The organism is Corynebacterium urinipleomorphum (assembly GCF_900155535.1).
GTDB classification, from domain to species: Bacteria; Actinomycetota; Actinomycetes; order Mycobacteriales; family Mycobacteriaceae; genus Corynebacterium; species Corynebacterium urinipleomorphum.
Window position 1 is genome coordinate 511,486 of sequence record NZ_LT706963.1, and the last position, 24,080, is coordinate 535,565.

Consider the following 24,080-nt stretch of genomic DNA (forward strand, 5'->3'; position numbering starts at 1 on the left):
ATCGCCCAACGATGTTCCGGTCGCGCCGAAACCTCCCGCGGCACTCCAGAAGCAAGAGAGTTCTGCACCGAATGCTTCGGCGACACCGGCTGCTCCGGCGGCCCCCAAGCCGCCCGCTGCCCCGGCAACGTCTGGTGCACCGAAACCGCCTGCTGCTCTCGCGGCACCAGGTGATAGTGCCCCCAAGCTTCCGGCGGCACCCGCGGCCCCAGCCGCGCCGGGTGCCGCAGCACCGAAGCCCCCAGCTGTGCCAGGGAACGCTGCACCGAAACCTCCTTCTGTTCCCCCAACACCAGGCGCTAGCGCCCCCAAGCCTCCGGCGGCGCCCGCGGCACCGGCTGCACCGGGAGGGGCCGCCCCGAAGCCTCCTGCTGCTCCTGCGGCGCCAGGGAACGCGGCACCGAAACCTCCGGCGGCACCCGGAAGTGCAAAACCTGCAGAACACACAAAGCCCGCGGCTGCCGACAAGCCGGCGGCGGCCGAGAAAGCGGCACTGGGGGAGAAGGAGGCGTCGGCAAGCGGTTGGCGTCGTGTAGCTGCGCTCGGCGTGCTTGGCCTGGCTGTGCTGTTGGCGCTGGTTGTGTTCGCGTCGAGGGCGTTTCTGAATAGCGGTGCGGGGCAGGACTTCCTGGCGCGCTACCCGGGGGAGAACCCGCTGCCGGATAACGCGCCGGTGGGGCTGCCGGGGTGGCTGGGCTGGTCGCACTTTTTCAACATGTTCTTGATGGCGCTGATTGTGAAGACGGGGCTGCAGGTGCGTACGCAGCGGAAACCGGATGCGTACTGGCGGCCGCGCAACGGCGGGAAAAAGATCAGTCTGACGTTGTGGATCCACTTGGCGCTGGATGTGCTGTGGATTGTCAACGGCGTGATCTTCGTGGTGCTGCTGTTCGCGACAGGACAGTGGATGCGCATCGTGCCCACGAGCTGGGAGGTGTTCCCGAACGCGCTGTCGGCGGGTCTGCAGTACCTCAGCCTGGATTGGCCGACGGAGAACGCGTGGGTGAATTACAACGCGCTGCAGCAGTTGGCGTACTTCGTCACTGTGTTCATCGCGGCGCCGCTGGCGATCGCGTCGGGCGTGCGCATGAGCTACTGGTGGAAGAACGAGTGGCAGACCGCGAACAAGATCTTCCCGGCGGCCGCGGCGCGGAAAATCCACTTCCCGGTGATGGTGTACTTCCTGGTGTTCGTGGTCGTTCACGTGGCTTTGGTGCTGGGCACCGGTGTGCTGCGCAACCTGAACAACATGTACGCCGCGCGCGGGGACGTGAACCCGGATGTGTACGCGGACAACTGGCTGGGGTTCGTGATCTTCCTGGTGTCGCTCGCGGTGATCGCGGGCGCGTGGGTGGCCACGAAGCCGGCGGTGCTCGCGCCGCTCGCGCGCCGGTTCGGTGAGGTGACGGCGCGGTAGGGTAGCGCTCATGGAGCGACCCCCAGAGACCGGAAACACACGCGGGAGGCACGCGCGCGCGGACGAACCCGCGCCCCAGCTCCCCACGTCCGCTAAAGAAATGAACCCGGTCTCGCGGAAGCTCATTATCGCGCGCTACATATCGCAGACGATCTGGGCGCTTCTCATCGCGGGGAGTTTTCTCGCGGCGCAGCTCTCGCTCGGCGGCTGGTGGTGGGTCGGCGCGGCGGTCACAGGCGCGTGGTTCGTGTTCCAGGCCATCATGATCCCGCTGCGCGTACAGAATACGGGGTGGCTGGAAACGGACAATGAGCTGCTCATTTCCAAGGGCAAGATCAACCAGACGTTCACGGTCGTGCCGTACGGGCGCATCCAGTTCGTGGACGTCACCACGGGGCCGTTCACGCGTCCGCTGGGCCTGAAAAGCGTGAGTCTCCACACAGCATCCGCATCGACGGACGCGACGATTCCCGGACTCGCGGCAGCAGACGCCGACGCGTTGCGCGAGCGTCTCGCCGTCGGCGCACGTGAGCGGATGAGCGGCCTGTGACGTCCACCAACGCATTCGCTTATCGACGCGTCCACCGCCTCACCCCCCTCCTCCGCGCCTGGGCGTTCGTCGCCGCGCTGCTCACCATCGTGGTGTTCAATTTCACCACTGCACTGGTGGAGGGTGTGGAAGATTTTCAGGGCGACGAGACGTGGTCGTGGACCGACATCGCCCAGATCGGGGGCGGGATCGCGGTCGCTGTCCTCGTGGCATTCGCACTGTCGCAGCTGTGGTGGTCGCGTATCGGCTTCCGCCTCGGAGAGGACGACGTGGAGCTGCGCAGCGGATTGATCTCCACGAAGGTCCGCGCCGCGCGGTACGAGAGGATCCAGGCGGTCGACGTCGTCGAGCCGTTCGCGCCCCGCCTGTTCCACCTCGCCGCAGTGCGCGTGGAGGCCGCCGGCGGGTCAGATTCCGCCATCGAGATCGGCTACGTTCCCCGTGCCGAAGCAGATGAACTGCGCCGCGAGCTGCTCCGTCGCGTCGCCGCCCAGGGCCCCGACGCGGAGATGTCCGCGGAGGAAGCCAGCGCCGCGCTTGAAGGTGGAAGCCCGGACCCGCACGGCCAGCCCGCCCTCATCCCGCCGATCCCCCTGGGGCGCTCGCTGACGGGTGCTGCCCTGCGCCTGTCCACGATTGTCACCGTCGTGCTGTCTTTGCTCCCGGTATTGACGGAGGTGACCTTCGCGGTGGTCGTCCCCGCCCTGGTCGGCTTCATCCCGCAGATCTGGCGGCAGATCGACCAGTCGTGGCGCTACACGTCCACCCTGGACGGAGATGTGCTCAACCTGTCGTACGGGCTGGCCAACCGCCGTAGCCAGGCAGTGCCGCGCGACCGGATTCACGCGATCGGGCTATCGCAACCCATGCTCTGGCGACCGTTCGGCTGGTGGACCGTCACAGTCAACGTCGCCGGTTATGGCCGTGAATCCAATAAGCAGTCCGGCACATCGCGGCTCCTGCCCGTCGGCTCTTACGAGCAGGCGGTGGGGCTCATCACCGCGATCAGCCCGCTCACTTCGCACGCAGTCACCGCGCCCGCGTGGGATGTACGCTCACCGAAGCGTGCACGTATCCCGTCGCCTATCGACGCCTCCAGCCAAGCCCTTTCCCTCCACAGCACCCCCGACCAGCAGATCTGGGCCACCACCAGCCATGGTTTGCTCAGCCGCCGGTTCGAGTTCATTGACATCTCTCATATCCAGGAGATGACCTACCGGCAGGGGCCGGTGCAGCGCATGATGAACCTGGCGCACGTCCGTTTCGATCTCGTGCCGGGGCCGGTGAAAATGACTGCGCGAGACCTCGACACTGCAGACGCCTGGGCGGTGGTCGCAGAACTGAGTGCCCGCGAGCTCCCGCCGCTCGCAGAGCCCTAAAGCGCCCTAACGGATGCCTTCACACTCCGCTAGGGAAGCCGAGCTGGCGCCAGGCCTCGTAGGTGGCCACGGCAGCGGAATTGGAGAGGTTCATGGAGCGGCGTCCGGGCAGCATCGGGATGCGGAGCTGGTCGGTCACCCGCTCGTGGTGGGAGTGCTCGCGGGGCAGACCGGTCGGCTCTGTCCCGAACAGAAGAGCGGTGCCCGGCTGGTACTCCACATCCGTGTAGTGACGGGTGGCGGAGGTGGTGAAGGCGTAGATGGGGACGTCGACAAGCGATGCGAAGCATGCGTCGATGTCGTCGTGGACCTCGACGTGCGCGAGGTCGTGGTAGTCGAGCCCCGAGCGGCGCAAATGCTTGTCGTCGAGGGAAAAGCCCAGCGGGCGCACGAGGTGGAGGGTCGCGCCGGTGCCCGCGCACATGCGGATCGCGTTGCCGGTGTTCGGCGGGATGACGGGGTTGTCGAAGATGACGTGCAGCGGCGGCATGCCTCTAGCTTAGGAGCGCTACTGGGCGTCTCCTCCATCAGAGTCGTCGAGCGAGCCGAGCAGATGGTCCACGGCGACGTGCGCGTGGAGGCGCACTCCGTACGTGAGCGCATCGTCGTTGACGTAGAACTGCGGGCTGTGGTTGGCAGCGAAACCGCGGGTGTCGCCGTTCGTCGGCTCGATGCCGCCGTCCTCGGTGAACGCGATGTTCTGGCCGCCGAGCAAGCCGTACACCCCGCCGAACCGTGACGTGAATTCAGACATGTCGTCGTAGCCCATGGCGGGCGGGACCTCGATGACGGGGTTGTCCCCGGCAATGCGGCGGTAGATGGGCAGGATCGCGTCGATCCAGCCCGGGGTGTGTTCGACGGCCGGGATCTCGTCGAGGAACTCGGCCGACCCGGTGCACCCGTGAGCTGCGGCTGTGTGAGTGACGTAACGCTCGATCCGTTCGTTGATGTCCGACATCACCTCGGGGCGCAGCGCGCGTACCGTGCCCCAGATCTCCACCTTGTTGCCCACGATGTTGAATCGGCCTTCGTCCACGATGTGCCCGAGCGAGATGGAGAAACGTTCCTCCACGTCCACCTGGCGGTAGATCTGGCTGATATTGCTCAGGATGTCGCCTACAGCGGGCATCGGATCTACGCCCAGCCACGGCGTGGATCCGTGGACCTGCTTGCCGGTGATGGTGATCTTGACGGTCTCCGACGCCGCGTGCTGGATTCCTCGCGCGTACCCGATCGCACCTACCGGCATGGGGGTGATGTGCATGCCGAAGGCCATGGTTGGCGCAGGTTCGAAGAGCCCGCTCTGCTCCATTTCTTCCACCATCAGCGACGCGCCGCCGTCCTCGCCGGGAGGTGGGCCTTCTTCAGCCGGCTGGAAGACGAGCAGGATCTCGCCATTCAAGTCCTCGCGCATCTCATGAAGAATCTTCGCTGCGCCCAGCAGCATCGCGGTGTGCGTGTCGTGGCCGCAGGCGTGCGCCACCGGGAACGGGCCGCCCGGGTAGTTCTGGTCCACCTTCTCCGAAGCGAACTCCTCGCCTGAGTCCTCCTTGACCGGCAGCGCGTCGATGTCCGCGCGCAGGAGCACGCAGCGGCCCTGTCCCTCGGCATCCCCGCGGCCGCCCGAGATCCGCGCCGCGACACCGTGCCCCGCGATGCCCCGGGTGATGTCGGTGATGCCGATCCCCTCGAGGGTGTCCACGATGAACTGCTCCGTCTCCACCTCGCGGTTGGGCAACTCGGGGTTCCGGTGCAGGTGGTGGCGCCATTCGGTGACATCCCCGGCGATTGATTCAGCTGCTTCATCGATCCGGTTGTACAGCGTTTCCAGTGCAGATTCAGTCACGTTCCTGGTCTCCTCGTGTTGGTGGTGAGGTTCCGTGGCCCGATGCTAGTCTCCACCGCATCAGCGTGGCCGTGCCTGAACAGAGCCCGTGGTCACGGAGCCGTTTAAGATGGTGCCCGTGACTGCGATCAAATTGGACGGAAAACTCTACCGCGAGGAGATTTTCGCGGACCTCACTGAGCGCGTGGCTCGCCTCAAAGAGCAGGGAATCACGCCGGGCCTGGCCACAGTGCTCGTCGGAGAGGACCCCGCCAGCCAGAACTATGTGCGCATGAAGCACAAGGACTGCGAGCAGCTGGGCATCGCCTCCATCATGAAGGAGCTGCCGGGCGACTGCACGCAGGAAGAGCTCGATTCGCTTATCGACGAACTGAATAACGACCCCGCCGTCACCGGCTACATCGTTCAGCTGCCCCTGCCGAAGCACTTGGACGAGAACCGCGTGCTAGGTCTTATCGACCCCGACAAGGACGCCGACGGCCTCCACCCGGTCAACCTCGGCCGCCTTGTCCTCAACGAGCCCGCGCCGTTGCCGTGCACCCCGAACGGTTCGCTCGCATTGCTCGAGCGCTTCGGCGTGGACCTGAACGGCGCGATCGTGTGCGTCATCGGCCGCGGCGTGACCGTCGGCCGCCCGATCTCCCTCATGCTGACCAAGCGCGACGTCAACGCCACCGCAGTTCTGTGCCACACCGGTACCAAGGACCTCGCCGCGGAGACCCGCCGAGCCGACGTGATCATCGCCGCCGCCGGCAAGCCCCACATGATCACCGCCGACATGATCAAGGAAGGCTCGGCTGTGCTCGACGTGGGCGTTTCGCGTGTCGACGGCAAGACCACCGGCGACGTCCACCCCGACGTCTGGGAGAAAGCCGGCTGGGTCTCCCCGAACCCGGGCGGTGTCGGCCCCATGACCCGCACCTTCCTCGTCCGCAATATTGTCGAGAGGGCAGAGCGGCTTGCCGCAGCTGAGTAACGCCAGCGTGCCTGGCACCGCGCGTTCTGGTTCCCCAGTCTTCAAAGGACCCGTGCCACCGAGCCTGGACAACCCGCACGACATCGGCAACCCTCCGTCCCGGCTGCCGCTGCGCGCGCAGCAAGTAATGGTGGGGCTCTTCGTCCTCGGCTTCGTGGTGGCCACCCTCTTTTCAGTGACGGAGCACTGGCGCCGGGCCACCTTCACCCTGGGTGCGGCGATGCTGTGGCTCACCGCTTGCCGCCTCACCTGCGACTCGCAGGTGATGGGTCTGCTTGCCGTTCGCTCTCGGCGCTTCGACGCCGCGTTCACCACCGCTGCTGGTGCGGCTCTCGTGTGGCTCGCGGTGTCCGTTGATTCGCTGGGGAGCTAGCGTGCACCGCTGTAGGCGTAGCGCATTTCCAGTAGCGAGCGGCCGCATGTGGCTAGAATCTTTGCCCAGCTAAGAATGGGAACCAAATGGTAGCCTGTTCCCATGGAAGCGACGATTGACTCCGGAGGACGGATTCTTCTGCCGAAGGCCCTGCGCGACTCCCTCGGCCTCACGCCTGGTTCAACCGTTGATGTATCAGCATATGGGGGAGGAATCAGCATCATCCCCGGTGGCCGGACGGCCGAAATCGTCGAGACCGAGAATGGGCGTTTGGTCGGGCGTGGCTCGAGCCCAGTCACCGACGAGGACATCCTGGCGCTCATCGATGCGGGACGCATGTAGTGGGCGTCGTCGCTCTCGATACAAGTGCGGCAGTTCCGCTGCTTTTGCAAAATCACAGCAGTCATGAGCGGTTACAGCGCTGGGCGAGGGGGAAGAACCTCGCCCTATGCTCGCATTCGCTTGCGGAGACATATTCGGTACTGACCAGGCTGCCCGGCGATAGCCGTTTCACAGAAGCCGATGCCGTAAGGGTCATAGACGGGACATTTGAACGTGTTCTCAGTTTGCCGGAGGCCGCTTCACGGGACGTTCATCACCGTTTAGCGGATGCCGGAATCAAGGGCGGTGCGGTGTACGACGGTCTTATAGCGCTTACGGCTCTCGAGAATGAAGCGTCTTTAGCCAGCATGGACAAGCGTGCGTACGCCAATTATTTCGCTCTCGGAGCGATGCTTGAACTCATTCCGTAGCAGCTAGATCTCGTAGTTTCCGCGCTGTTTAGCCAGGTCCGTCGCCGACGGAGTCTGGTCCGCCAGGGCGATGAAATTGCGCAGAATATGGCCCATTTGGCGAGTCTCCACCAGGAATGCGTCGTGGCCGACGGGGGAGACGATCTTGTTCATGGCCAGCAGGTTTCCGATGTTGCGGGAGAGGTGCTCCTGCTGGTGGAACGGGTAGAGGATGTCGGTGTCCACGCCGACGACCATCGTGGGCACGCTGATCTGCGCCAGTGCGCGGTTGAGGCCACCGCGTCCCCGGCCGATGTCGTGGCGGGAGAGGGATTCGGTGATGGTGACGTAGGAGCCGGCGTCGAAACGCTTGACCAGCTGCTCGCCCTGGTGGTCGAGGTAGCTCTGCACGGCGAAGCGTTGGTGCTCGTCGCGGTAGGCGCCCAGGGGGTTCTCGCCGGGCTGGGACATGGTGCCGAAGCGCTCGTCGATTTCCTGCTCGCCGCGGTACGTCAGGTGGGCGATTCGGCGGGCAGCTGCGAGGCCCGCATCGGGGGCGCGACCGGTGCCGTAGTAGTCGCCGCCCTGCCAGTCCGGATCGCGCACGATCGAGGTGATCTGCGCAGTCTGAATGCCGATTTGCCAGGCGGAAGCACGTGCGGACATCGCGATCACGCAGGCGTAATTCGCCCAATCCGGGTACATGATCGTCCACTCAAGGGCACGCGCGCCGCCCATGGAGCCGCCGACGATAGCGTGCATGCTGTTGATACCCAGGCTCTCCAGGAACTGCGCCTCCGCGCGCACCTGGTCGCGGATGGAGATGGCGGGGAAGCGTGAGCCCCACGCCCCGCCGTCGGGGTGCTCGCTCGACGGGCCTGTGGACCCGGAACAGCCTCCAAGAACGTTCGTGCAGATGATGCAGAACCGGTCGGTGTCCAGCGGCGCGCCGGGACCGATGAGGCCCTCCCACCAGCCGGCGGCGTTCGAGTCGCCGGTCAGCGCGTGCTCCACCAGGATGAGGTTGTTGCGGCCGTGGGGGTCGCCGGTGAAGGCGCCCCAACGTCGATAAGCGATGTGCACGTCGCTGATGGTGGCGCCGGCTTCCGTCTGGACATCGCCGATCGGCTGGTGGGCCAGCTCGCCTTCGGGCGGGAGGTTGATCATGCGATGGCCTCGAAGCCGCGGTCGAGGTCGGCCAGGATGTCGTCGATGTCCTCGATGCCGACAGACAGGCGGATCGTCGCCTGCGTGATGCCCGCGCGTTTGAGGCCGGCCTCGTTGGACTGCGAGTGCGTCGTGGTCGCCGGGTGCACGACGAGCGAGCGGACATCGCCGATATTGGCCAGGTTGGAGTGCAGCTTCAGCGCGTCGATGAACGCCCACGCCCGCGTCTTGTCGCCCGCGTCGCCCGCGAGGTCGAAGGACAGCACGGAACCGGTGTACTTCAGGCCGAGCTTCTCCTTCGTCGCGTAGTGCGGCGAATCCGGCAGGCCCGCGAAGTTCACGTGCTCGACCTCGTCCTTGCCCGCGAGGTATTCAGCGACCTTCAATGCATTCGCATTGTGCTTATCGACGCGCAGGCCCAGCGTATCCATCCCCTGCAGCGCGACCCAGGCGTTGAACGGTGAAATGGCGGCACCTGTGTCGCGGAGAATGCCGGCGCGTGCCTTGACCGCGAAAGCCGGGGCGCCCAGATCCGCGTAGACGAGGCCGTGGTAGGCGGGGTCGGGGTTGACGAAGTAGGGGAAGACCGGTTCGCCGTCGCGGGTGACGGTCCAGTCGAAGGAGCCGCCGTCGATAATCGCGCCGCCGAGGGCCGCACCGTTGCCGGTGTAGAACTTCGTGGTGGACACGACCACGATGTCCGCGCCGAGCTCCAACGGACGGGCGATTGCCGCAGTAGCCATGGTGTTATCCACGATCAACGGCACCTGGTTGCTGTGCGCGACCTCCGCCACCGCCGGGATGTCCAGCACGTCCGCGATCGGGTTGCCGAACGTCTCGCCGTAGAACGCCTTCGTGTTCGGTTTGACCGCGGCCTGCCAGCTCTCCGGATCATCCGGGTTATCCACGAAGCTGACTTCGATGCCTAGACGTGGCAGTGTGACCTCGAAGAGCGTTTCCGTTCCGCCGTACAAGCGCGGTGAGGTGATGATGTGGTCGCCCGCGCTCGCCAGGTTGGTGATCGTGGCGGTCTCAGCAGCCATGCCGGAGGAGAACGCCACTGCCGCGACACCGCCTTCGAGCGAGGCGAGGCGGTTCTCCAGTGCCTCCTGCGTCGGGTTGGTGATGCGGGTGTAAATCGGGCCGGGATCCGCTAGCGCGAAACGGTCCTGAGCGTGTTGGGTGTCGTTGAACACGTAGGATGTCGTCATGTAGATCGGCTGGTTACGGGCACCGACCTCCGAGTCGACGTTCTGGCCCGCGTGGATCGCGCGGGTGTTGAAAGACCAGTCGTTCGCTGCGCTGTTGTCGTAGTGAGCCATGGCACCAAGCTAGGACTCGCTTTCGGGCGCTGCAAACACGTTCTACTGGCTGCGGCCGCGGGGAAATCAGAAAAAGCGGACCAAGCTGTCTATTTGCGTCGTGGTCTGGAGCTTCCGCGTTGAATCTAAATCGTTCGGAACCCGTCAGACACGTGGGCCGAGCTCGTCTACCACGAACGCCGATGGCTGCGCGTCGAGGCTGCCGCGATAACCAGCACTGGGGCTGTGCTGACCGGCAGGTCCGCTGCCCGCAAACCTCCACACGCTAAAAACCCAGCCTGGCCGGGTGGACCCCGGAACCGGGCTGGGTTTTCTCAGCTGGATGTAGCGTAGCGGCTAGCTTTCCAGCTCGTCGACGATGCGGTTGAAGGTCTCGGAGGGGCGCATGACCTTGGTGGTCTTCTCGTCATCCAGCCAGTAGTAACCGCCGAGATCCGTCGGCTCGCCCTGGACTGCGAGAAGCTCCTTCAGGATCTGCTCCTCGTTATCGCGCAGTTCGGCGGCGATCTTCTTAAAACCGGAGGCCAGCTCGGCATCGGCTTCCTGCGAAGCGAGCTCCTCGGCCCAGTAGCGGGCGATGAAGTAGTGGGAGCCGCGGTCGTCGATCTCACCGGCCTTGCGGGACGGGGAACGGCCTTCGTCGAGGAAGGTCTCGATGGCGTTATCCAAGGTGTCGCCGAGGACACCGGCGCGGGCGTTGTCGTTCTTCTCCTGCTCGTGGCGGAAGGACTCGGTCAGGGCGAGGTACTCGCCGAGGGAGTCCCAGCGCAGGTGGTTTTCTTCCTGGACCTGCTGGACGTGCTTCGGGGCGGAGCCGCCTGCACCGGTCTCGAAGAGGCCGCCACCGGCCATGAGCGGGACCACGGAGAGCATCTTGGCGGAGGTGCCCAGTTCGAGGATGGGGAACAAGTCGGTGTTGTAGTCGCGCAGCACGTTGCCGGTGACGGAGATGGTGTCTTCGCCGCGGCGGATCCGGTCGACGGTGATCTGGGTGGCTTCCTCCGGGGAGGCAAAGGAGATGTCCAGGCCGTCGGTGCCCAGGTCAGCGAGCTGCTCCTCGGCGATCTTCTGGACGTTGGTGTCGTGGGCGCGCTTCGGGTCGAGCCAGAAGATGGTCTTCATGCCGGACTTGCGGGCGCGGTCCACAGCGAGCTTGATCCAGTCGGCGATGGCGGGGCCGCCGGTGTAGCAAGCGCGCCAGATATCGCCCTTCTCCACGGAGTGCTCCAGCAAGACGGTGCCGTCGGAGGAGAGGACCTGCATGGTGCCGTCGAAAGGCATCTTGAAGGTCTTGTCGTGGGAGCCGTACTCCTCGGCCTTCTGCGCCATGAGGCCGACGTTGGGGGAGGTGCCCATGGTGGTGGGGTCGTAGGCGCCGTTGGCGCGGCAGTCGTCGATGACGGTCTGGTAGACGCCGGCGTAGGAGGAGTCCGGGATGACGGCCAGGGTGTCTTCTTCTTGGTCGTCGGCGTTCCACATGTGGCCGGAGGTGCGGATCATGGCCGGCATGGAGGCATCGACGATGACGTCGGACGGGACGTGGAGGTTGGTGATGCCCTTGTGGGAGTTCACCTGGGCGAGAGCCGGGCCCTCAGCCATCGCCTTGTCGAAGGCGGCGCGGATCTCCTCGCCGTTCTCCAGGTCGGACAGTCCGCTGTAGATGGCGCCGAGGCCGCTCTCGCCGTCGAGACCTGCTTCGAGCAGCTCCTCGCCGTACTTGTCGTAGACGTCCTTGAAAAAGGCGCGAACGACGTGACCGAAGATGATGGGGTCGGAGACCTTCATCATGGTGGCCTTGAGGTGGACGGAGAAGAGAACATCCTCCTTCTTGGCGCGCTCGATGGCCTCGAGCAGGAATGCGTCGAGGGCCGCCACGGACATATAGGTCGCGTCGACGACATCGCCGGCGGAAACCTTGACGTCGTCGCGGAAGACGCGCTCCTTATCGTCACCGACGAGCTTCATGGTCAGCGTGTCGTCGGAAGAGATGATGACGGACTTCTCGTTGTGGCGGAAGTCGCCTTCAGTCATGGTGGCCACGTTGGTCTTGGAGTCGGAGGACCATTCGCCCATGGAGTGCGGGTGCTTCCGGGCAAAGTTCTTCACCGAGCGCGGTGCGCGGCGGTCGGAGTTGCCCTGGCGGAGGACGGGGTTGACGGCGGAGCCCTTGACGGCGTCGTAACGCTTGCGGATGTCCTCTTCCGTCTCGCTGGTCGGGTTTGCCGGGTAGTCGGGGATGTCGAATCCGGCGTCCTGCAGTTCCTTAATGGCCTTGCGCAGCTGCACCAGGGAAGCGGAGATGTTGGGCAACTTCACAATATTGGCTTCGGGCGTGCCCGCGAGCTCTCCGAGCTTAGCCAGGTAATCGGGGACCTTCTGGTCCTCGCCCAGATAGTCGGGGAACTGGGCGAGGATGCGGCCAGCGAGGGAAATATCGTAAGTCTCCACGTCCACGCCAGCGTTGGAGGCGAACGCTTCGACGATGGGTTTGAGGGAGTACGTCGCTAGAAGCGGGGCTTCGTCCGTTTTGGTCCAGATGATTTTGGCCATGGGTCACCTCAAATAATCAGAATGTTCTATTTCTCAATGTGTCAGCCCACCAGCGTACCCACTAACCTTTTGGTCCGCCGACTAGGCTCCGTGCACCGCAGGGTAAGGTGGGCCCGCATGAGCCTCACTATCGCATCCGTCAACGTCAACGGCATCCGCGCGGCCGCGAAGGTGCGCAACGAGAACAATCCGGGCATGCTCGCCTGGCTCGAGGAGACATCGGCGGACGTGGTGCTGATGCAGGAGGTCCGCGCGACGGAGGAGCAGGCGGAAAAGGCGCTCGCCCCCGCGATCGAGCAGGGCTGGCACGTCTATTTCGCGCCCGCCGCGGCGAAGGGCCGCGCGGGAGTCGGCATCGCGTCGCGCACACCGCTTTCTAACGTCCGCATCGGCATCCCCGAATTCGAGGATTCCGGCCGCTTCATCGCGGGCACGCTTGACGACGGCACCGTGGTCTCCTCCCTCTACCTCCCCTCCGGAAGCACCGGCACGGAGAAGCAGGACGAGAAGTGGCGCTTCCTCGACCAGTTTGAGCCGCTGCTGGCCCAGTGGGCAGAAGAGAGTAAGGACATGGTGATCGGCGGCGACTGGAATATCTGCCACCGCCGCGAGGACCTGAAAAACTGGAAGGGCAACCAGAAGTCCTCCGGCTTCCTGCCCGGTGAGCGCGCCTTCATGGACTCCGTCTTCGGCTGCTACCCGGACGATGAGGCTCAGGATATCGACGCCAAGGATGAGGCCGGCTTCTTCGGTGCCGTCGACTACGACAGCGACGTGCGCCGCTCCGCCTGCTCCGAGCCGCGCTGGTTCGACGTTGCCCGCCGCCTCCAGCCCGACGACGCCCCCTACACCTGGTGGACCTACCGCGGCCAGGCGTTCAACAACGACGCCGGCTGGCGCATCGACTACCAGGCCGTCACCGCGAACATGCTCGAGCGTGCCCAGCGCACCTGGGTGGAAAAGGCCGCGACGGTGGAGGAGCGCTGGTCGGATCACTCGCCGCTGCTCGTCGAGTACCGGTAGACCGTAGAGTCATACCTTCCGCTACGCCGGTTTCATCCCCGGCGAAATCACCTCGAGACCGCTGTTCTCCGCGGCCTGAGCCATTCGGCGGTCGTATGTCACCAGGGTGGTGCAGCCTCCAAGTAGCGCAGCTGCGACGTGAATAGCGTCGAGTGAACGCAGATGCTCACCGGGGAGCATCCCTGCAATCCGGAATACGTTGCGGTCGATGTCGAAGATGGAGATCGACGCCAGGAACGATTCCAACTCTTTCAAGCTCAACTCCGGATAGTGGTTTCGTGCCCGCCGAAGCTCGGTTTCGAGCAGACAGCACGAGAACAACGTTGGGTCGTGTTCGAGGATCGTTTCGTCGAGTGCAGCCGTTTCTGCTTCTTCAACGAGGAGTTTGAAGGCGGCTGAGGTATCCAGGTACCAGGACTTCATCCGGTTACAGCCTTTCTTCCCTCAACTCGTCGAGGATCTTTCCTGTGCTTACGGGCAGACGAACTCGTTCAATTGCTTGAAGGTTGAGCGGCTTGGATGGTGGGGTGAACGAGAGGCCGGAGTGGTGCACGTCAACGAGGCCAGTCAAACGGGCGACTGGTCGGCCGCGGTTGGTGATGATGAATTCGGCCCCCTCCTCCACTTCCCGCAGGATGCGGCTGCTGTCGTTGCGTAGTTCACGTTGCGGAATATGGCGCGGCTCAGCGCCTGCGCGTTCCGTTGAAGGGCGAGAATTGCTGGAGGACTTCTGTATGGGTGCGGCAGACATGCTACAAGCGTAGCAACTGGGGTGAACCATCGGGAAGCCTGAAGATATGAAGCTAGGAGGTTGGGCCGGTAGACAAGCGGTGGTTCACGCTGGGGCTAGACTGTTGCCCATGACTGCTGCTGACAACGCTGAGAACACTGCAACCACCGACCAGGCCGGGCCGACCGGCACCCAGCGCGTCCTGTCGGGCATCCAGCCGACGGCGGACTCGTACCACCTGGGCAACTACCTGGGCGCGCTGAAGCAGTGGATCGATCTCCAGGATGAGTATGAGGCGTTCTACTTCATCCCGGACTTGCACGCGATCACGGTGCAGCAGGAGCCGGAGGAGCTGCGGGAACGCACGCTCAAAGGCGTGGCTCAGCTGATTGCTCTGGGCATCGACCCGGACAAGTCTACGTTGTTTGTTCAGTCGCATGTGCCGGAGCACGCTGAGCTGACGTGGGTGCTGCAGTGTCTGACGGGCTTCGGTGAGGCGAGCCGAATGACGCAGTTCAAGGACAAGTCGGCGAAGCAGGGGCAGGACCGCACGTCGGTGGGCTTGTTCACGTACCCGGTGCTCATGGCGGCGGATATTCTGCTGTACTCGCCGCAGCTCGTGCCGGTGGGAGAAGACCAGCGCCAGCATTTGGAGCTGACGCGCACGTTGGCGGAGCGTTTCAACGGGCGCTATGGCACGACGTTCGTGGTGCCGGAGGGCTTCATTCCGGAAGGGTCGGCGAAGATCTACGACTTGCAGGAGCCGACGTCGAAGATGAGTAAGTCGGGGTCGAACCCGAAGGGCATCATCAACCTGCTCGATGAGCCGAAGACGTCGGCGAAGCGCATCAAGTCGGCGGTGACGGACAATGACGGCGTGATCGCGTTCGACCGGGAGGCGAAGCCTGGCGTGTCCAACTTGCTGGCTATCCAGTCGGCGCTGACGGGCAACAGCATCGATTCGATCGTCGCTGGCTACGAGGGTCAGGGCTACGGCGCGCTCAAAGGCGACACGGCGGATGCGCTGGAGGCGTTCACGACTCCGCTGCGCGCACGCTACGACGAGCTGATGGGCGACCGCGCCCAGCTCGAGGACATTCTCGCCCGGGGTGCGCAGCGCGCCCGCGAGGTCGCGCAGCCGCTGCTCGCCGACGTCTACGAGAAGACAGGTTTCCTCGTTCCCCGCCGCTAAGCACTCGCTTATCGACGTCGGGTGTGCACCGGCCGGCACCTCCCGCGCCCCATTGCGGGGCAGGTGTCCGGCCGGTGTTTTACCATGTATGAGCGATAACTCACGAAAGGACCGATTCACCTATGGCAACTGCCACGTCGCCCCGCGAGGGCTTCACGGATGAGCAAGGCATTGAACGCGCCCACCCGACCCAGCAGGACAGCGGGGCAATGGCGAAGGTGGAGGAGAAAGCTCCGCCGGTCGCGCACCTGATGCGTATGAACGACCGCTTCGCGTCTGAGGGCGGCAACCAGTTCGCCGCCGGCATCACGTACTTCTCGGTCCTGTCGCTTTTCCCGTTGGCGATGCTGCTGTTCGCGGCGCTCGGTTTCGTGTTGGCGGCACGACCGGACCTGATGCAGCAAATCCAGGACCAGATCGCCAACTCGCTCGAAGGCGAGACAGGCGAGGCGGTGAACAAGGTCGTGGAGTCGGCGATTGATCAGCGCGGCGCTGTGGCCGGTGTCGGTTTGCTGACCACGCTGTGGTCCGGTTTGAGCTGGATGAACCACCTGCGCTCCGGCATCAGCGCGATGTGGACGATCGACCCGAACGAGGGCGGCAACTTCGTGTCCAAGAAGCTGTGGGACCTGGTGGCGCTCATCGGTCTGATCGTGCTGCTGATCGTGGCGTTCGGTGTCACCGCTGTCGGCTCGTCGAGTCTGACCACCACGGCGATGGAGCACTTCGGCATCGGCGACTTCCCGGGTGCGCGAGCAGTGGTCTGGGTCGCTGGTTTGGTCGCCGGTATCCTGGCGAACTTCCTGGTGTTCTGGTGGTTCATCGTCTTCATGCCGCGCACCAAGGTGCCACTGAAGTCGGGCTTCAAGGGCGCGTTGCTCGGTGCTGTGATCTTCGAGCTGATCAAGCAGTTCTCCACCGTCATTATCGGCTCTGCCACCGGCAACCCGGCTGGTGCCCTGTTCGGCCCGATCATCTCGCTGATGGTCGTGCTCTACTTGGTGTGGCGCGTGGTCCTGTACGTCTCCGCGTGGACGGCCACGACGAAGGAATCCCTGGCGCAGGAGGAGCCGGCGGTTCCGGAGCCTGCCGTGATCAACATCCGCGCCGGCATCAACGAGAAGGACAACACCGGCCGCAACCTGGGTATCGGTGCAGCGCTCGGCGCTATCGGCGTTGCCGCCGTTTCTTTGCTGACGCGAGACTAAGCCACGTCCCTAGACCAGCCAGGGCGAGCACGCCCACGAAGACGGCGATCCCTTCCCATGGGAGGGTGCCGTCTTCACTTTTTTCGCGGTCTGCGCCGGGGGAGTCTGCGCCGGGGGAGTCGGTGACGGGGGTGCCGGTGTTGGAGGGGTTGGCGGTGGCGTCGACAAGCGATGCGACAGCATCTTTCGAGGTGAACCTGTACCCCTCGTGAATGAGGTCCTGCGATTGCTCCCACGCGCGACCGCGGTCGACGGTGGTGTCCAGCACAACAGCCATGAGGCGGCGGCCGCCGCGGTCAAGTGCGCCGACGAACGTGTGCTTCGCGTCATCCGTGTAGCCGGTCTTTCCGCCAATGCCGTCGGGGTCGTTGAGGTAGAGCTTGTTGTCGTTGTAGACATCGAATCCCGGCATCTCCTCGCCGTTGATACCCGTGTATCCGGGGAAGGGGTACATCTCGGTGGAGACGATCTGAGCGAAGACCGGGTTCTGGTACGCGTGCGTGTACGCAATGCCCATGTCCCACGCGGACGTGGACATGCCCGGGGCGTCGAGTCCGGAATAGCTCGCCGCGCGGGTGTCGTTCATGCCCAGTTCAGCGGCTTTCTCATTGACTTTGCGCAATGCCACTTCGTCCCCGCCGAGCACCTGCGCCAGCGCGTGTGCGGCATCGTTGCCGGAAACCATGAGCAGACCGTGCAGCAAGTCGTCGATCGAGTACTGGCCGCCCGCTCCCAAACCCACGGCCGACCCCTCTTGGCCCGCGGACTCTTCGCTGACTGTGACCACCTTGTCCAACGGCAGCTCGTCGATGACCACGAGTGCCAGCAACACCTTGATGATCGAGGCGGGCCGGTACCGCCCATGCGGGTCCTTCATGGCGATGACGTCGCCGGTGTCGATGTCCGCGACCAGCCACGACGTAGCTAGCACCTTGTCGCTGACCGTGAACCCGTCCGGGGCGATGACTCCGCATGGGCCGTCGTACTCCACCGGGAGTGGCGCTGGGCTGGTCGCGCCGGGCGCGATGCGTTCGGAGGTGCTCACGGCCTCCGGGGGGACCGTCGCATTCGGGCACTTATCCGTGTTCGGGGCCTCCTCGCGCGGGTCCGGGTAGTGAGGCTCGTCCTCGCCGGTCGCCTCAGCCTGGGCATCGGCTCCGGTGCCGTACGCGGCGCCGACTCCGGCGTCAGGGGCGGACGTGACAGAGATCGCGTCGTCCGGGGTCTGTGCCATGGCGAGTGGTGCAACGGGCACGGGCAGCGCAGCGGGCAGGAGGGCGGCGGGGGCGACTGCCGCAGCCAGTGCGATAGAGAGCGTCTTCTTCATCGTGCGATAAGTCTAGGGCTGCGGCCGTCTCTTAGCGTTCATGACCCGCTTTGCGTGGGCGCGAACCAAGCGAAGCCTCACCTGAAAATGCCCTCTCACCTGCGGTTAGTTAGTGCTTACTTGCTTGCGGGAACAAATGGGGGCCAAGTAAAACTGGCGGTATGAGCAATAAAGAGAACGTTATCGGCGCGGGTGCGCAGACCCCTGGCACCGACTATTTAGACCAATCCGACTTCCCCGAGGTGGATGTTGAGACCCACGGAATAGGCGAGAAACTGAACCGTCTGCGTGCCGCCGTTCTCGGCGCCAACGACGGCATCGTCTCCACAGCGGCGGTCGTCGTCGGTGTCGCCGGTGCCACGACGAACTCACGCGAGATCTTCACAGCCGGTATTGCGGCGCTGGTCGGTGGAGCGATTTCGATGGCGTTGGGTGAGTACGTTTCCGTGTCCAGTCAACGCGACGCAGAGAAAGCCGCCGTGGACTCGGAGCGCCAGTTGCAGGCCAAGGACCCCGAGGCGGAGTTCCGTCACCTAGTTCAGGCGTACAAGAATTCTGGACTGTCCCCGGAGACCGCTGTCGCCGTGGCCCGTGAACGGACCCAGTCCGACCCGCTCGCCGCCCACCTGGAGATTCACTACGGCATCGATGAGGAGGACATTGTCAGCCCCTGGTCCGCGGGCATCGCGTCTTTCCTCTCCTTCTTCGTGGGCGCTCTGTTGCCACTGGCTGCGATCATCCTGGCACCAGCCGCAGCTCGCGTGGCGGTGTGTGTTGCGGTCACGCTCATCGCGCTGGCTATTACCGGTGCGATTTCCGCGAAGCTGGGCGGGGCGAAGCCGGGCAGGGCAGTGGTCCGCCTGGTCGTCGGCGGCGGGTTGGCGCTCGCGGCGACTTTCGCGGTGGGCTCGCTCTTTGGCACAGCCGTGGCCTAGCCGAGTGTGCGACCAGTTAGTCGCGTCTGGAATCGCTTTCTAAAGCCCCAGGTCGCGTGTGGTCGGTGTTGCGGGTGTGACCGGGATGTCAGACGCGACTAACTTGGGCCTGCGCGGCCGCGCCAAAACGCCAAAACGCCAAAACGCCCGGAATCCGAAGGGGAATCCGGGCGGGCTATGCGTTTGTCGCCTAGAACTTGGAAAAACGCTTGACCAGCATCTCCTCAAGCTCGCGCCAGCCGTCTGCCTTGTCGTTGAACGGGGCGGAGGGAACGTAGCCGGCAGCCTCGGTGGAGCCCATCATGTAGGCGAGGTAGTCCTGCATGCGGGGATTGGACAGCAAGTAGGAGTTCAGGGAGTCGTCGTCGGCCCAGTCAGCGGCGTCGGCCATGAGCTCGTAGGCCTTGGTCATCTGCTGGGTATCCACGGCGTCAACACCCTTTTCGATGTCGGAGGCGATGCCGTTGAGCGAGTAAGAGTTATCGGGGTGGATGGTCACTTCGAGCTCGCCGGCGTTGGCCTGGGCTTGAAGGTCGGTCCAGGTGCTCACGCGGGCGAGGTCGTGGTCCTCGTTGTCGACGATCCACCGCAGCATGTGCTTTGCGGTGGGGAAGGTGAAGATCTCGCCGAATTTGCCCAGGAAAACAGGGGAGTCGCCCACGTAGGTGCGCATGGTGTACACGCCCTTGCCCTGGATGGCGATCTTCACTGGGTCGATGCCGGCATCGGCCCACGCGGAGGTGTCGTAGGGGTCGGCGGCGGCGCGTGCTTCCTCGGCTTCTTTCTCAGCCTTGGCGCGCTGCTCTTCGCGGACGGCAGTGGCGGCGGCGATGTCCTCGGCGGCTGCGGAGACCCGGCCTGAGTCGAGTTCGTCGTCGCCGACGATGCGGACGGCCTCGTCGAGGGATGCGACCACGTTCTCCCAGTTGGTCAGCACTGCGCGGCCGACACCTGACCATTCGTCGAGGCCGCTCTGCCCGGCGAAGTGCTCGTGGCCCCGGTGGACGTTGTTCAGGATGGAGTGGGACGCGAAGAAGATGGAGGCGTCTTGGGCGCTGGCGACATCGGCCAGCGAGCGCGAAATCTGGAACGTGCGCGAGACCGCGGAGACATTCTCGTGGCTCGGGCGGCCGGCGAGGTAGGACGGCAGGCCGATGATGTCGTACTCGTTCTTCTCGCCGGGCACGACGCGGTCCTCTCCGCCGGCCTGGAACGCATCCCACTTCGGGTGGTCGACGAGGTCGTGGTTGGTGTTGTCCTCCAAATACACCAGCATCGCTTCGGGGCTCGTGAACACCAGGACATCGTCGGCGTCGCCGAGGAATGCCTGCCACTCGGTGCCGCCTTGGCGCCAGGTCGGGGCCCAGAGCGTGTAGAAGTCGCCCTCCGTCAACGAGATCTTCACGGGGAGAATCGCGCGCGTATTCATGGGCATTCACCTTACTAAACCCGCGCGCAAAACTCGGCGCTAGGCGGTCGGCCGCCAGAACCCTTTGAACGGCATGCCGATGTTGGAGGTGCGCACCGGGTTCATTTGCACCGGATCACCCGCTTCCACCATCATTCCGTCACCGGCGTACATGGCCACGTGCCCGGACCAGACGACGAGGTCGCCGGTCTGCAGTTCTTCGTAGCTGACTTGTCGGCCTGTGGCTTGATTCTCTGCGGTGCGCGGAATGTCTACCCCGGCTTGGCTGTACGCCCACGATGTCAGTCCGGAGCAGTCGAATCCGCCGGGTGCGTTGCCGCCCCACACGTACGGGGTTCCCACCATTGATTTCGCGGCTTCGACGGCGGCGTGACCCGCTTCGCTGCCGCCCGTTGAAGGTGCGGGGACGGGTGCGGGCGCATCGGGAACAGCATCGGGAGCTTCGGGGGCATCGGCAGTCTCGACAGCGGCCGGATGTGTTGTTGCGCGCAGCTCTTCACCCGCGGCCTGCGCAGATGCTGAAGGCACGAGAGGGTCGCGCTCCGTCGCGGCGGCGACGAGGGCATGCAGACGCGCGACGAGAGGCTCCAGCGCAGAGCGTAACTCGCCGAGCTGCTTATCGACGTCCCCCAGCGCCCCCTCCGCCAACGCCGCTATTGACAGGGCTGCGCTGAAACCGGCCGGCCCCGCGAGCAACCCCGGCAACAGTGACACCGCGGAAGCGAGGAACTGCTGGCCGGTCGCGATAATGCCAGCGGCGGCGTGGGCGATCAGTGGAATGGCTTCCCCGATCACTGCCTCAATCTCCCCGCGGTCGGCGGCGAGATTCTTCGCGGCGCTGAGTAGCCGGCCCGGATCCGCGCCCACTATTGCGGCCAGCGGTGCAGCAGCGCCGAAGGCGGGTGTCGCGCCGACGGAAATGTCGGGTAGCGGAGCAGGGGCTGATCCGAGGATGGCGGACAGCGCCGGCTCGATGAGTGTGGAGCCGGCGGAGGCGAGAACGGGCATGAGTCCCGTGGAGTTCAGCGCGGCGGTCATGGGAGGAGGGAGGTGAGGTGGTGGGCAGATGCGACGTCGATAAGCGATGCCTTGTCGCTGAATACCGTCATGTTGTCGGCCACCCGGTGGGCCTCCCGCGTGAGTAGAACTGCTTGGTCGTTCGCGACATCGACTGCGCGGGTGAGAGCGTCGGCGAGGTCGGCGAGCGCCTCGTGGGCAGGCAGAGGCGGCAGCGACGTGGGGATGAGCGCGTTGGCGTCGGCGCGTAGCGACGCGAGATCGATTTCGGCGGCGGCAGTATCCAGATTCAGAATGTCCATGTTCTATTGGACTGCTCGAAGCGCCGTCCGGTTCCATCGACGGGAAAATTCCGCGATAGCATGTCTATCTATGGACATCACGATCATCGATCACCCGCTGGCCCAAGCACGTTTGACCCGTTTGCGCGACGAGCGCACGAATAATTCGGGTTTCCGCGCGGCCTTGTCGGACTTGGGGGCGATGCTCGTGTACGAGGCGTCGCGCGACCTCGAGGTGGAGACGTACGAGTGCATCACCCCGGTCGGTACCGCGGAGGGCACACGGCTGAAGAATCCGCCGATCATCGTGCCGGTGATCCGTGCGGGTCTGGGGCTGGTGGATCCTGCGCTGTCGATGATCCCCGACGCGCAAGTCGGCTTCATCGGCCTGGCGCGCGACGAGGAGACCCACGAACCTGTTCCGTACCTCGAGGCCTTGCCGGATGATCTGTCCGGGCAGCCGGTGTACTTGGTCGATCCGATGCTGGCCACCGGAGGTTCCCTTGTGCACGCCATTGATTTGCTCACGGCCCGTGGCGCGGACGACATCACCGTGATCTGCGTGGTTTCCGCGCAGCCGGGCGTGGACCGGCTGAAGGAGATGGGTGTTCCGCTGCGTCTGATCACGGCGGCGGTGGACCCGGCGCTCAACGATGACGCATACATCGTGCCGGGCTTGGGCGATGCGGGCGACCGGCTCTACGGGCCGCGCAACATTCACCTGTAGGACTCTATCTGTGGCGACCCTCCGTGCCCTCCGCTATCCTCCGACTCGAGGGGAAACTTAAAAATTTAAGGGGGACAAGTGGACGAAGTGTTGCCTTCGGGGCACTGGGCGAGTTTCGGGTACAGCTTGTCGGCGCGGCTGCGGTCGCTGCGGGATATGCGGGGAATCAGTCAGGTCAGACTGGCGGAATTAGCGGGGCTCTCGCGCAGCCTGGTGTCTAATCTGGAACGGAATCACTCCAGTTCAGAGGGGTCGTCGGATCCCACTATGAGCACCATTTACCGTCTGTCGTACGCGTTGCGCGTGCCGCCAGCGGTGTTGTTGCCGGCGGCGGGGGAAGAGGTCGGAGGCATGTGTTGGGAGGCGATCGAGCGCGCAGTCGGGGACGGGCCGGGTGTTCTGAACACCTCTGTCTCGTGGCCGGCTAGACCCGAGGACACACAGCCTTTCACGCCCGCACCGTAGCCTGAACGGTTCGGCCTGAGTGGTTCTTTTTGCCCCCGACTAACTGTACAGCTTGGTCTAGTTGTAGACTTCCACGCATACAAAGACGCTCAAGGAAAATGCGTGCCAGTGAAGCTCCGGCGCAATCCGGTGCACAGCGCGCATTGCACAATCGTCGAGGCGAAGGGGAGTGGCAGCGTGGGTTTAGCGGCTCAGGTCGACGCGTGGTTGGCGGTGCACCGCGAGGAAGTCATCGGTTGGCGCCGCCACCTGCACTCGCACCCGGAGCTATCCCACAACGAGATTGACACGACCCAGTTCATCGCGGGCGTGCTCACGGACCATGGGCTCGAGCCGCACTTGTTCCCGGAAACGGGCTTGTATGTCGACCTCGGCCCGGAAGACGGGGAGCGCCTAGGCTTCCGGGCGGACATCGACGCACTTCGGGTCGAGGAGGTCTCCGGGCTGCCGTTCGCGTCGCGCACCCCGGGGATGTCTCACGCCTGCGGACACGATGTGCACACCACCATCTGCTTGGCGCTAGCTTGCGCGCTGGCTGAGGTTGACCTGCCGTTCGGCATCCGCATCATCTTCCAGCCAGCTGAAGAAGTGATGGACGGCGGCGCACGGGATGTCATCGAATGGGGCGGCCTCGACGGGGTGGCGTGCATCTACGCCGTCCACGCGGAACCGAAGCTGCGTGTCGGCCAGATCGGGGTGCGCACCGGTGCCATCACATCCGCTGCAGACGTGTTGCGTATCGACGTCACTGGTCCCGGCGGCCACACCTCCCGCCCGCATCTCACCGCCGATGTGGTGTACACCCTGGGCAGCCTGGTCACGCAACTGCCTGGGCTTCTGTCACGCCGGATCGATCCCCGCACGGGCACCGTTTTGGTCTTCGGCCAGATCGAAGCCGGCTTCGCAGCCAATGCCGTGCCCAAGACGGGGCGTATCTCCGGCACGATCCGCACCCAGGACATCAGGACGTGGCGGTCGTTGGAGCCGCTGATGCGCGACCTCATCGGCGATGTCGTGGCCCCCACCGGCTGCGAGTACGAGCTGTCCTACACCAGGGGTGTCCCTCCGGTGATGAACGACGACGTGGCCACCGCCGCACTTGCCGGCGCGGCCCAGTCCGTCGACCCGCACGCGGTGGTGCAGGCTCCGCAGTCCAGCGGCGGTGAGGATTTCTCCTGGTATCTCGAGCATGTCCCGGGTTCCATGGCGCGCCTCGGCTGCTGGCAGGGCTCGGGGCCGAAATACGACCTGCACCGCGGCGACATCGTGATCGACGAGCGCTGCATCGATGTCGGTGTGCGCCTCTTCGGTTCCATCGTGGAGCGTTACGACGGCGGTCTCGTGGACGCGTCCTCACTGTAGATTCCCGTAAACCGCTGTATCCGCCCGTAACCCATGTGCACCGCGGCGTCGCATCGTGCCGCGCGATGATCGC

At 64.8% G+C, this 24,080-nt stretch carries 25 protein-coding genes; 14 read left to right on the forward strand and 11 right to left on the reverse strand.

Annotated elements, in window-relative coordinates; all coding sequences use genetic code 11:
• Positions 1–547 precede the first annotated feature (547 nt).
• From CZ338_RS11085 to CZ338_RS05335, 3 genes are all read left to right on the forward strand, one after another.
• Entirely contained in the window at positions 548–1,417 is an 870-nt protein-coding gene (locus tag CZ338_RS11085; RefSeq protein ID WP_235839447.1) for a cytochrome b/b6 domain-containing protein, read from the forward strand.
• 100 nt (positions 1,418–1,517) lie between these two features.
• Entirely contained in the window at positions 1,518–1,967 is a 450-nt protein-coding gene (locus CZ338_RS05330) for a PH domain-containing protein (RefSeq protein WP_087117224.1), read from the forward strand.
• Complete coding sequence (locus tag CZ338_RS05335) at positions 1,964–3,346, forward strand: PH domain-containing protein (RefSeq protein WP_087117225.1); 1,383 nt, start codon at positions 1,964–1,966, stop codon at positions 3,344–3,346. Before CZ338_RS05330 ends, CZ338_RS05335 begins: the two co-directional genes overlap by 4 nt.
• A gap of 19 nt (positions 3,347–3,365) precedes the next feature.
• Here CZ338_RS05335 and CZ338_RS05340 read toward each other — a convergent pair whose 3' ends face one another.
• Positions 3,366–3,836, reverse strand: coding sequence for a tRNA (cytidine(34)-2'-O)-methyltransferase (locus tag CZ338_RS05340; RefSeq protein WP_087117226.1), 471 nt, complete (start codon positions 3,834–3,836; stop codon positions 3,366–3,368).
• 18 nt (positions 3,837–3,854) lie between these two features.
• Positions 3,855–5,192: a M20 metallopeptidase family protein gene (locus CZ338_RS05345; protein WP_087117227.1), complete on the reverse strand. Its 1,338-nt coding sequence runs from the start codon at positions 5,190–5,192 to the stop codon at positions 3,855–3,857.
• Positions 5,193–5,310: 118 nt separating this feature from the next.
• On the opposite strand from CZ338_RS05345, the gene CZ338_RS05350 reads away from it, so the two are divergent.
• The 4 genes from CZ338_RS05350 to CZ338_RS05365 all read left to right on the forward strand — a co-directional run bounded on the left by CZ338_RS05350 (position 5,311) and on the right by CZ338_RS05365 (position 7,293).
• On the forward strand, positions 5,311–6,168 hold the full coding sequence (locus CZ338_RS05350; RefSeq protein WP_204211853.1) for a bifunctional methylenetetrahydrofolate dehydrogenase/methenyltetrahydrofolate cyclohydrolase: 858 nt from the start codon (positions 5,311–5,313) through the stop codon (positions 6,166–6,168).
• A gap of 52 nt (positions 6,169–6,220) precedes the next feature.
• Positions 6,221–6,541: a DUF3017 domain-containing protein gene (locus CZ338_RS05355; protein WP_235839448.1), complete on the forward strand. Its 321-nt coding sequence runs from the start codon at positions 6,221–6,223 to the stop codon at positions 6,539–6,541.
• A gap of 102 nt (positions 6,542–6,643) precedes the next feature.
• A complete protein-coding gene (locus tag CZ338_RS05360; protein ID WP_087117229.1) occupies positions 6,644–6,883 on the forward strand; it encodes an AbrB/MazE/SpoVT family DNA-binding domain-containing protein in 240 nt (79 codons plus the stop codon).
• A complete protein-coding gene (locus CZ338_RS05365) occupies positions 6,883–7,293 on the forward strand; it encodes a PIN domain-containing protein (RefSeq protein ID WP_087117230.1) in 411 nt (136 codons plus the stop codon). Before CZ338_RS05360 ends, CZ338_RS05365 begins: the two co-directional genes overlap by 1 nt.
• 3 nt (positions 7,294–7,296) lie before the next feature.
• Here CZ338_RS05365 and metX read toward each other — a convergent pair whose 3' ends face one another.
• The 3 genes from metX to CZ338_RS05380 form a co-directional block, all read right to left on the reverse strand.
• Positions 7,297–8,439: a homoserine O-acetyltransferase MetX gene (gene metX, locus CZ338_RS05370; protein ID WP_087117231.1), complete on the reverse strand. Its 1,143-nt coding sequence runs from the start codon at positions 8,437–8,439 to the stop codon at positions 7,297–7,299.
• Positions 8,436–9,761 carry an O-acetylhomoserine/O-acetylserine sulfhydrylase gene (locus CZ338_RS05375; protein ID WP_087117232.1) on the reverse strand — a complete coding sequence of 442 codons (1,326 nt, stop codon included), beginning with the start codon at positions 9,759–9,761 and terminating at the stop codon, positions 8,436–8,438. Before CZ338_RS05375 ends, metX begins: the two co-directional genes overlap by 4 nt.
• A 336-nt stretch (positions 9,762–10,097) precedes the next feature.
• A complete protein-coding gene (locus CZ338_RS05380; RefSeq protein ID WP_087117233.1) occupies positions 10,098–12,311 on the reverse strand; it encodes an NADP-dependent isocitrate dehydrogenase in 2,214 nt (737 codons plus the stop codon).
• Positions 12,312–12,428: 117 nt separating this feature from the next.
• Between CZ338_RS05380 and CZ338_RS05385 the strand changes: the two genes are divergently transcribed.
• Entirely contained in the window at positions 12,429–13,334 is a 906-nt protein-coding gene (locus CZ338_RS05385; protein WP_087117234.1) for an exodeoxyribonuclease III, read from the forward strand.
• Positions 13,335–13,355: 21 nt separating this feature from the next.
• Here CZ338_RS05385 and CZ338_RS05390 read toward each other — a convergent pair whose 3' ends face one another.
• Together CZ338_RS05390 and CZ338_RS05395 are read right to left on the reverse strand one after the other, a co-directional pair.
• Entirely contained in the window at positions 13,356–13,757 is a 402-nt protein-coding gene (locus CZ338_RS05390; protein WP_087117235.1) for a type II toxin-antitoxin system VapC family toxin, read from the reverse strand.
• A gap of 4 nt (positions 13,758–13,761) precedes the next feature.
• On the reverse strand, positions 13,762–14,085 hold the full coding sequence (locus tag CZ338_RS05395; RefSeq protein WP_143341262.1) for a type II toxin-antitoxin system Phd/YefM family antitoxin: 324 nt from the start codon (positions 14,083–14,085) through the stop codon (positions 13,762–13,764).
• Positions 14,086–14,194: 109 nt separating this feature from the next.
• On the opposite strand from CZ338_RS05395, the gene trpS reads away from it, so the two are divergent.
• Together trpS and CZ338_RS05405 are read left to right on the forward strand one after the other, a co-directional pair.
• Positions 14,195–15,256, forward strand: a complete 1,062-nt coding sequence (gene trpS / locus CZ338_RS05400) for a tryptophan--tRNA ligase (RefSeq protein ID WP_087117237.1) — start codon at positions 14,195–14,197, stop codon at positions 15,254–15,256.
• Between the two features lie 122 nt (positions 15,257–15,378).
• Complete coding sequence (locus tag CZ338_RS05405; RefSeq protein WP_087117238.1) at positions 15,379–16,464, forward strand: YhjD/YihY/BrkB family envelope integrity protein; 1,086 nt, start codon at positions 15,379–15,381, stop codon at positions 16,462–16,464.
• Here CZ338_RS05405 and CZ338_RS05410 read toward each other — a convergent pair.
• The gene (locus CZ338_RS05410) at positions 16,424–17,791 is read right to left on the reverse strand and encodes a D-alanyl-D-alanine carboxypeptidase family protein (RefSeq protein WP_087117239.1); all 1,368 of its coding nucleotides are present in this window, start codon (positions 17,789–17,791) and stop codon (positions 16,424–16,426) included. The two genes, CZ338_RS05405 and CZ338_RS05410, sit on opposite strands and share 41 nt — an antisense overlap.
• Before the next feature lie 161 nt (positions 17,792–17,952).
• Here CZ338_RS05410 and CZ338_RS05415 point away from each other — a divergent pair, with 161 nt between their 5' ends.
• Positions 17,953–18,726, forward strand: a complete 774-nt coding sequence (locus CZ338_RS05415) for a VIT1/CCC1 transporter family protein (RefSeq protein ID WP_087117240.1) — start codon at positions 17,953–17,955, stop codon at positions 18,724–18,726.
• A gap of 190 nt (positions 18,727–18,916) precedes the next feature.
• Here the strand turns inward: CZ338_RS05415 and CZ338_RS05420 are convergent, their stop codons facing one another.
• Genes CZ338_RS05420 through CZ338_RS05430 form a run of 3 tightly spaced genes read right to left on the reverse strand, consistent with a single transcriptional unit; the run spans position 18,917 to position 21,474 of the window.
• A complete protein-coding gene (locus tag CZ338_RS05420) occupies positions 18,917–20,155 on the reverse strand; it encodes a hypothetical protein (protein ID WP_087117241.1) in 1,239 nt (412 codons plus the stop codon).
• A gap of 39 nt (positions 20,156–20,194) precedes the next feature.
• Positions 20,195–21,193, reverse strand: coding sequence for a C40 family peptidase (locus CZ338_RS05425; RefSeq protein ID WP_235839449.1), 999 nt, complete (start codon positions 21,191–21,193; stop codon positions 20,195–20,197).
• Positions 21,190–21,474 (reverse strand): hypothetical protein, encoded by a 285-nt coding sequence (locus tag CZ338_RS05430; RefSeq protein ID WP_087117242.1) that lies wholly within the window; start codon positions 21,472–21,474, stop codon positions 21,190–21,192. The genes CZ338_RS05425 and CZ338_RS05430 overlap by 4 nt, the downstream gene beginning before the upstream one ends.
• Positions 21,475–21,544: 70 nt before the next feature.
• Between CZ338_RS05430 and upp the strand changes: the two genes are divergently transcribed.
• The 3 genes from upp to CZ338_RS05445 all read left to right on the forward strand — a co-directional run bounded on the left by upp (position 21,545) and on the right by CZ338_RS05445 (position 24,007).
• Positions 21,545–22,180, forward strand: a complete 636-nt coding sequence (upp, locus tag CZ338_RS05435) for a uracil phosphoribosyltransferase (protein WP_087117243.1) — start codon at positions 21,545–21,547, stop codon at positions 22,178–22,180.
• Between the two features lie 87 nt (positions 22,181–22,267).
• Entirely contained in the window at positions 22,268–22,645 is a 378-nt protein-coding gene (locus CZ338_RS05440; protein ID WP_407919362.1) for a helix-turn-helix domain-containing protein, read from the forward strand.
• A gap of 177 nt (positions 22,646–22,822) precedes the next feature.
• Positions 22,823–24,007, forward strand: coding sequence for an amidohydrolase (locus tag CZ338_RS05445; RefSeq protein ID WP_087117311.1), 1,185 nt, complete (start codon positions 22,823–22,825; stop codon positions 24,005–24,007).
• The last annotated feature ends 73 nt before the right edge of the window (positions 24,008–24,080 follow it).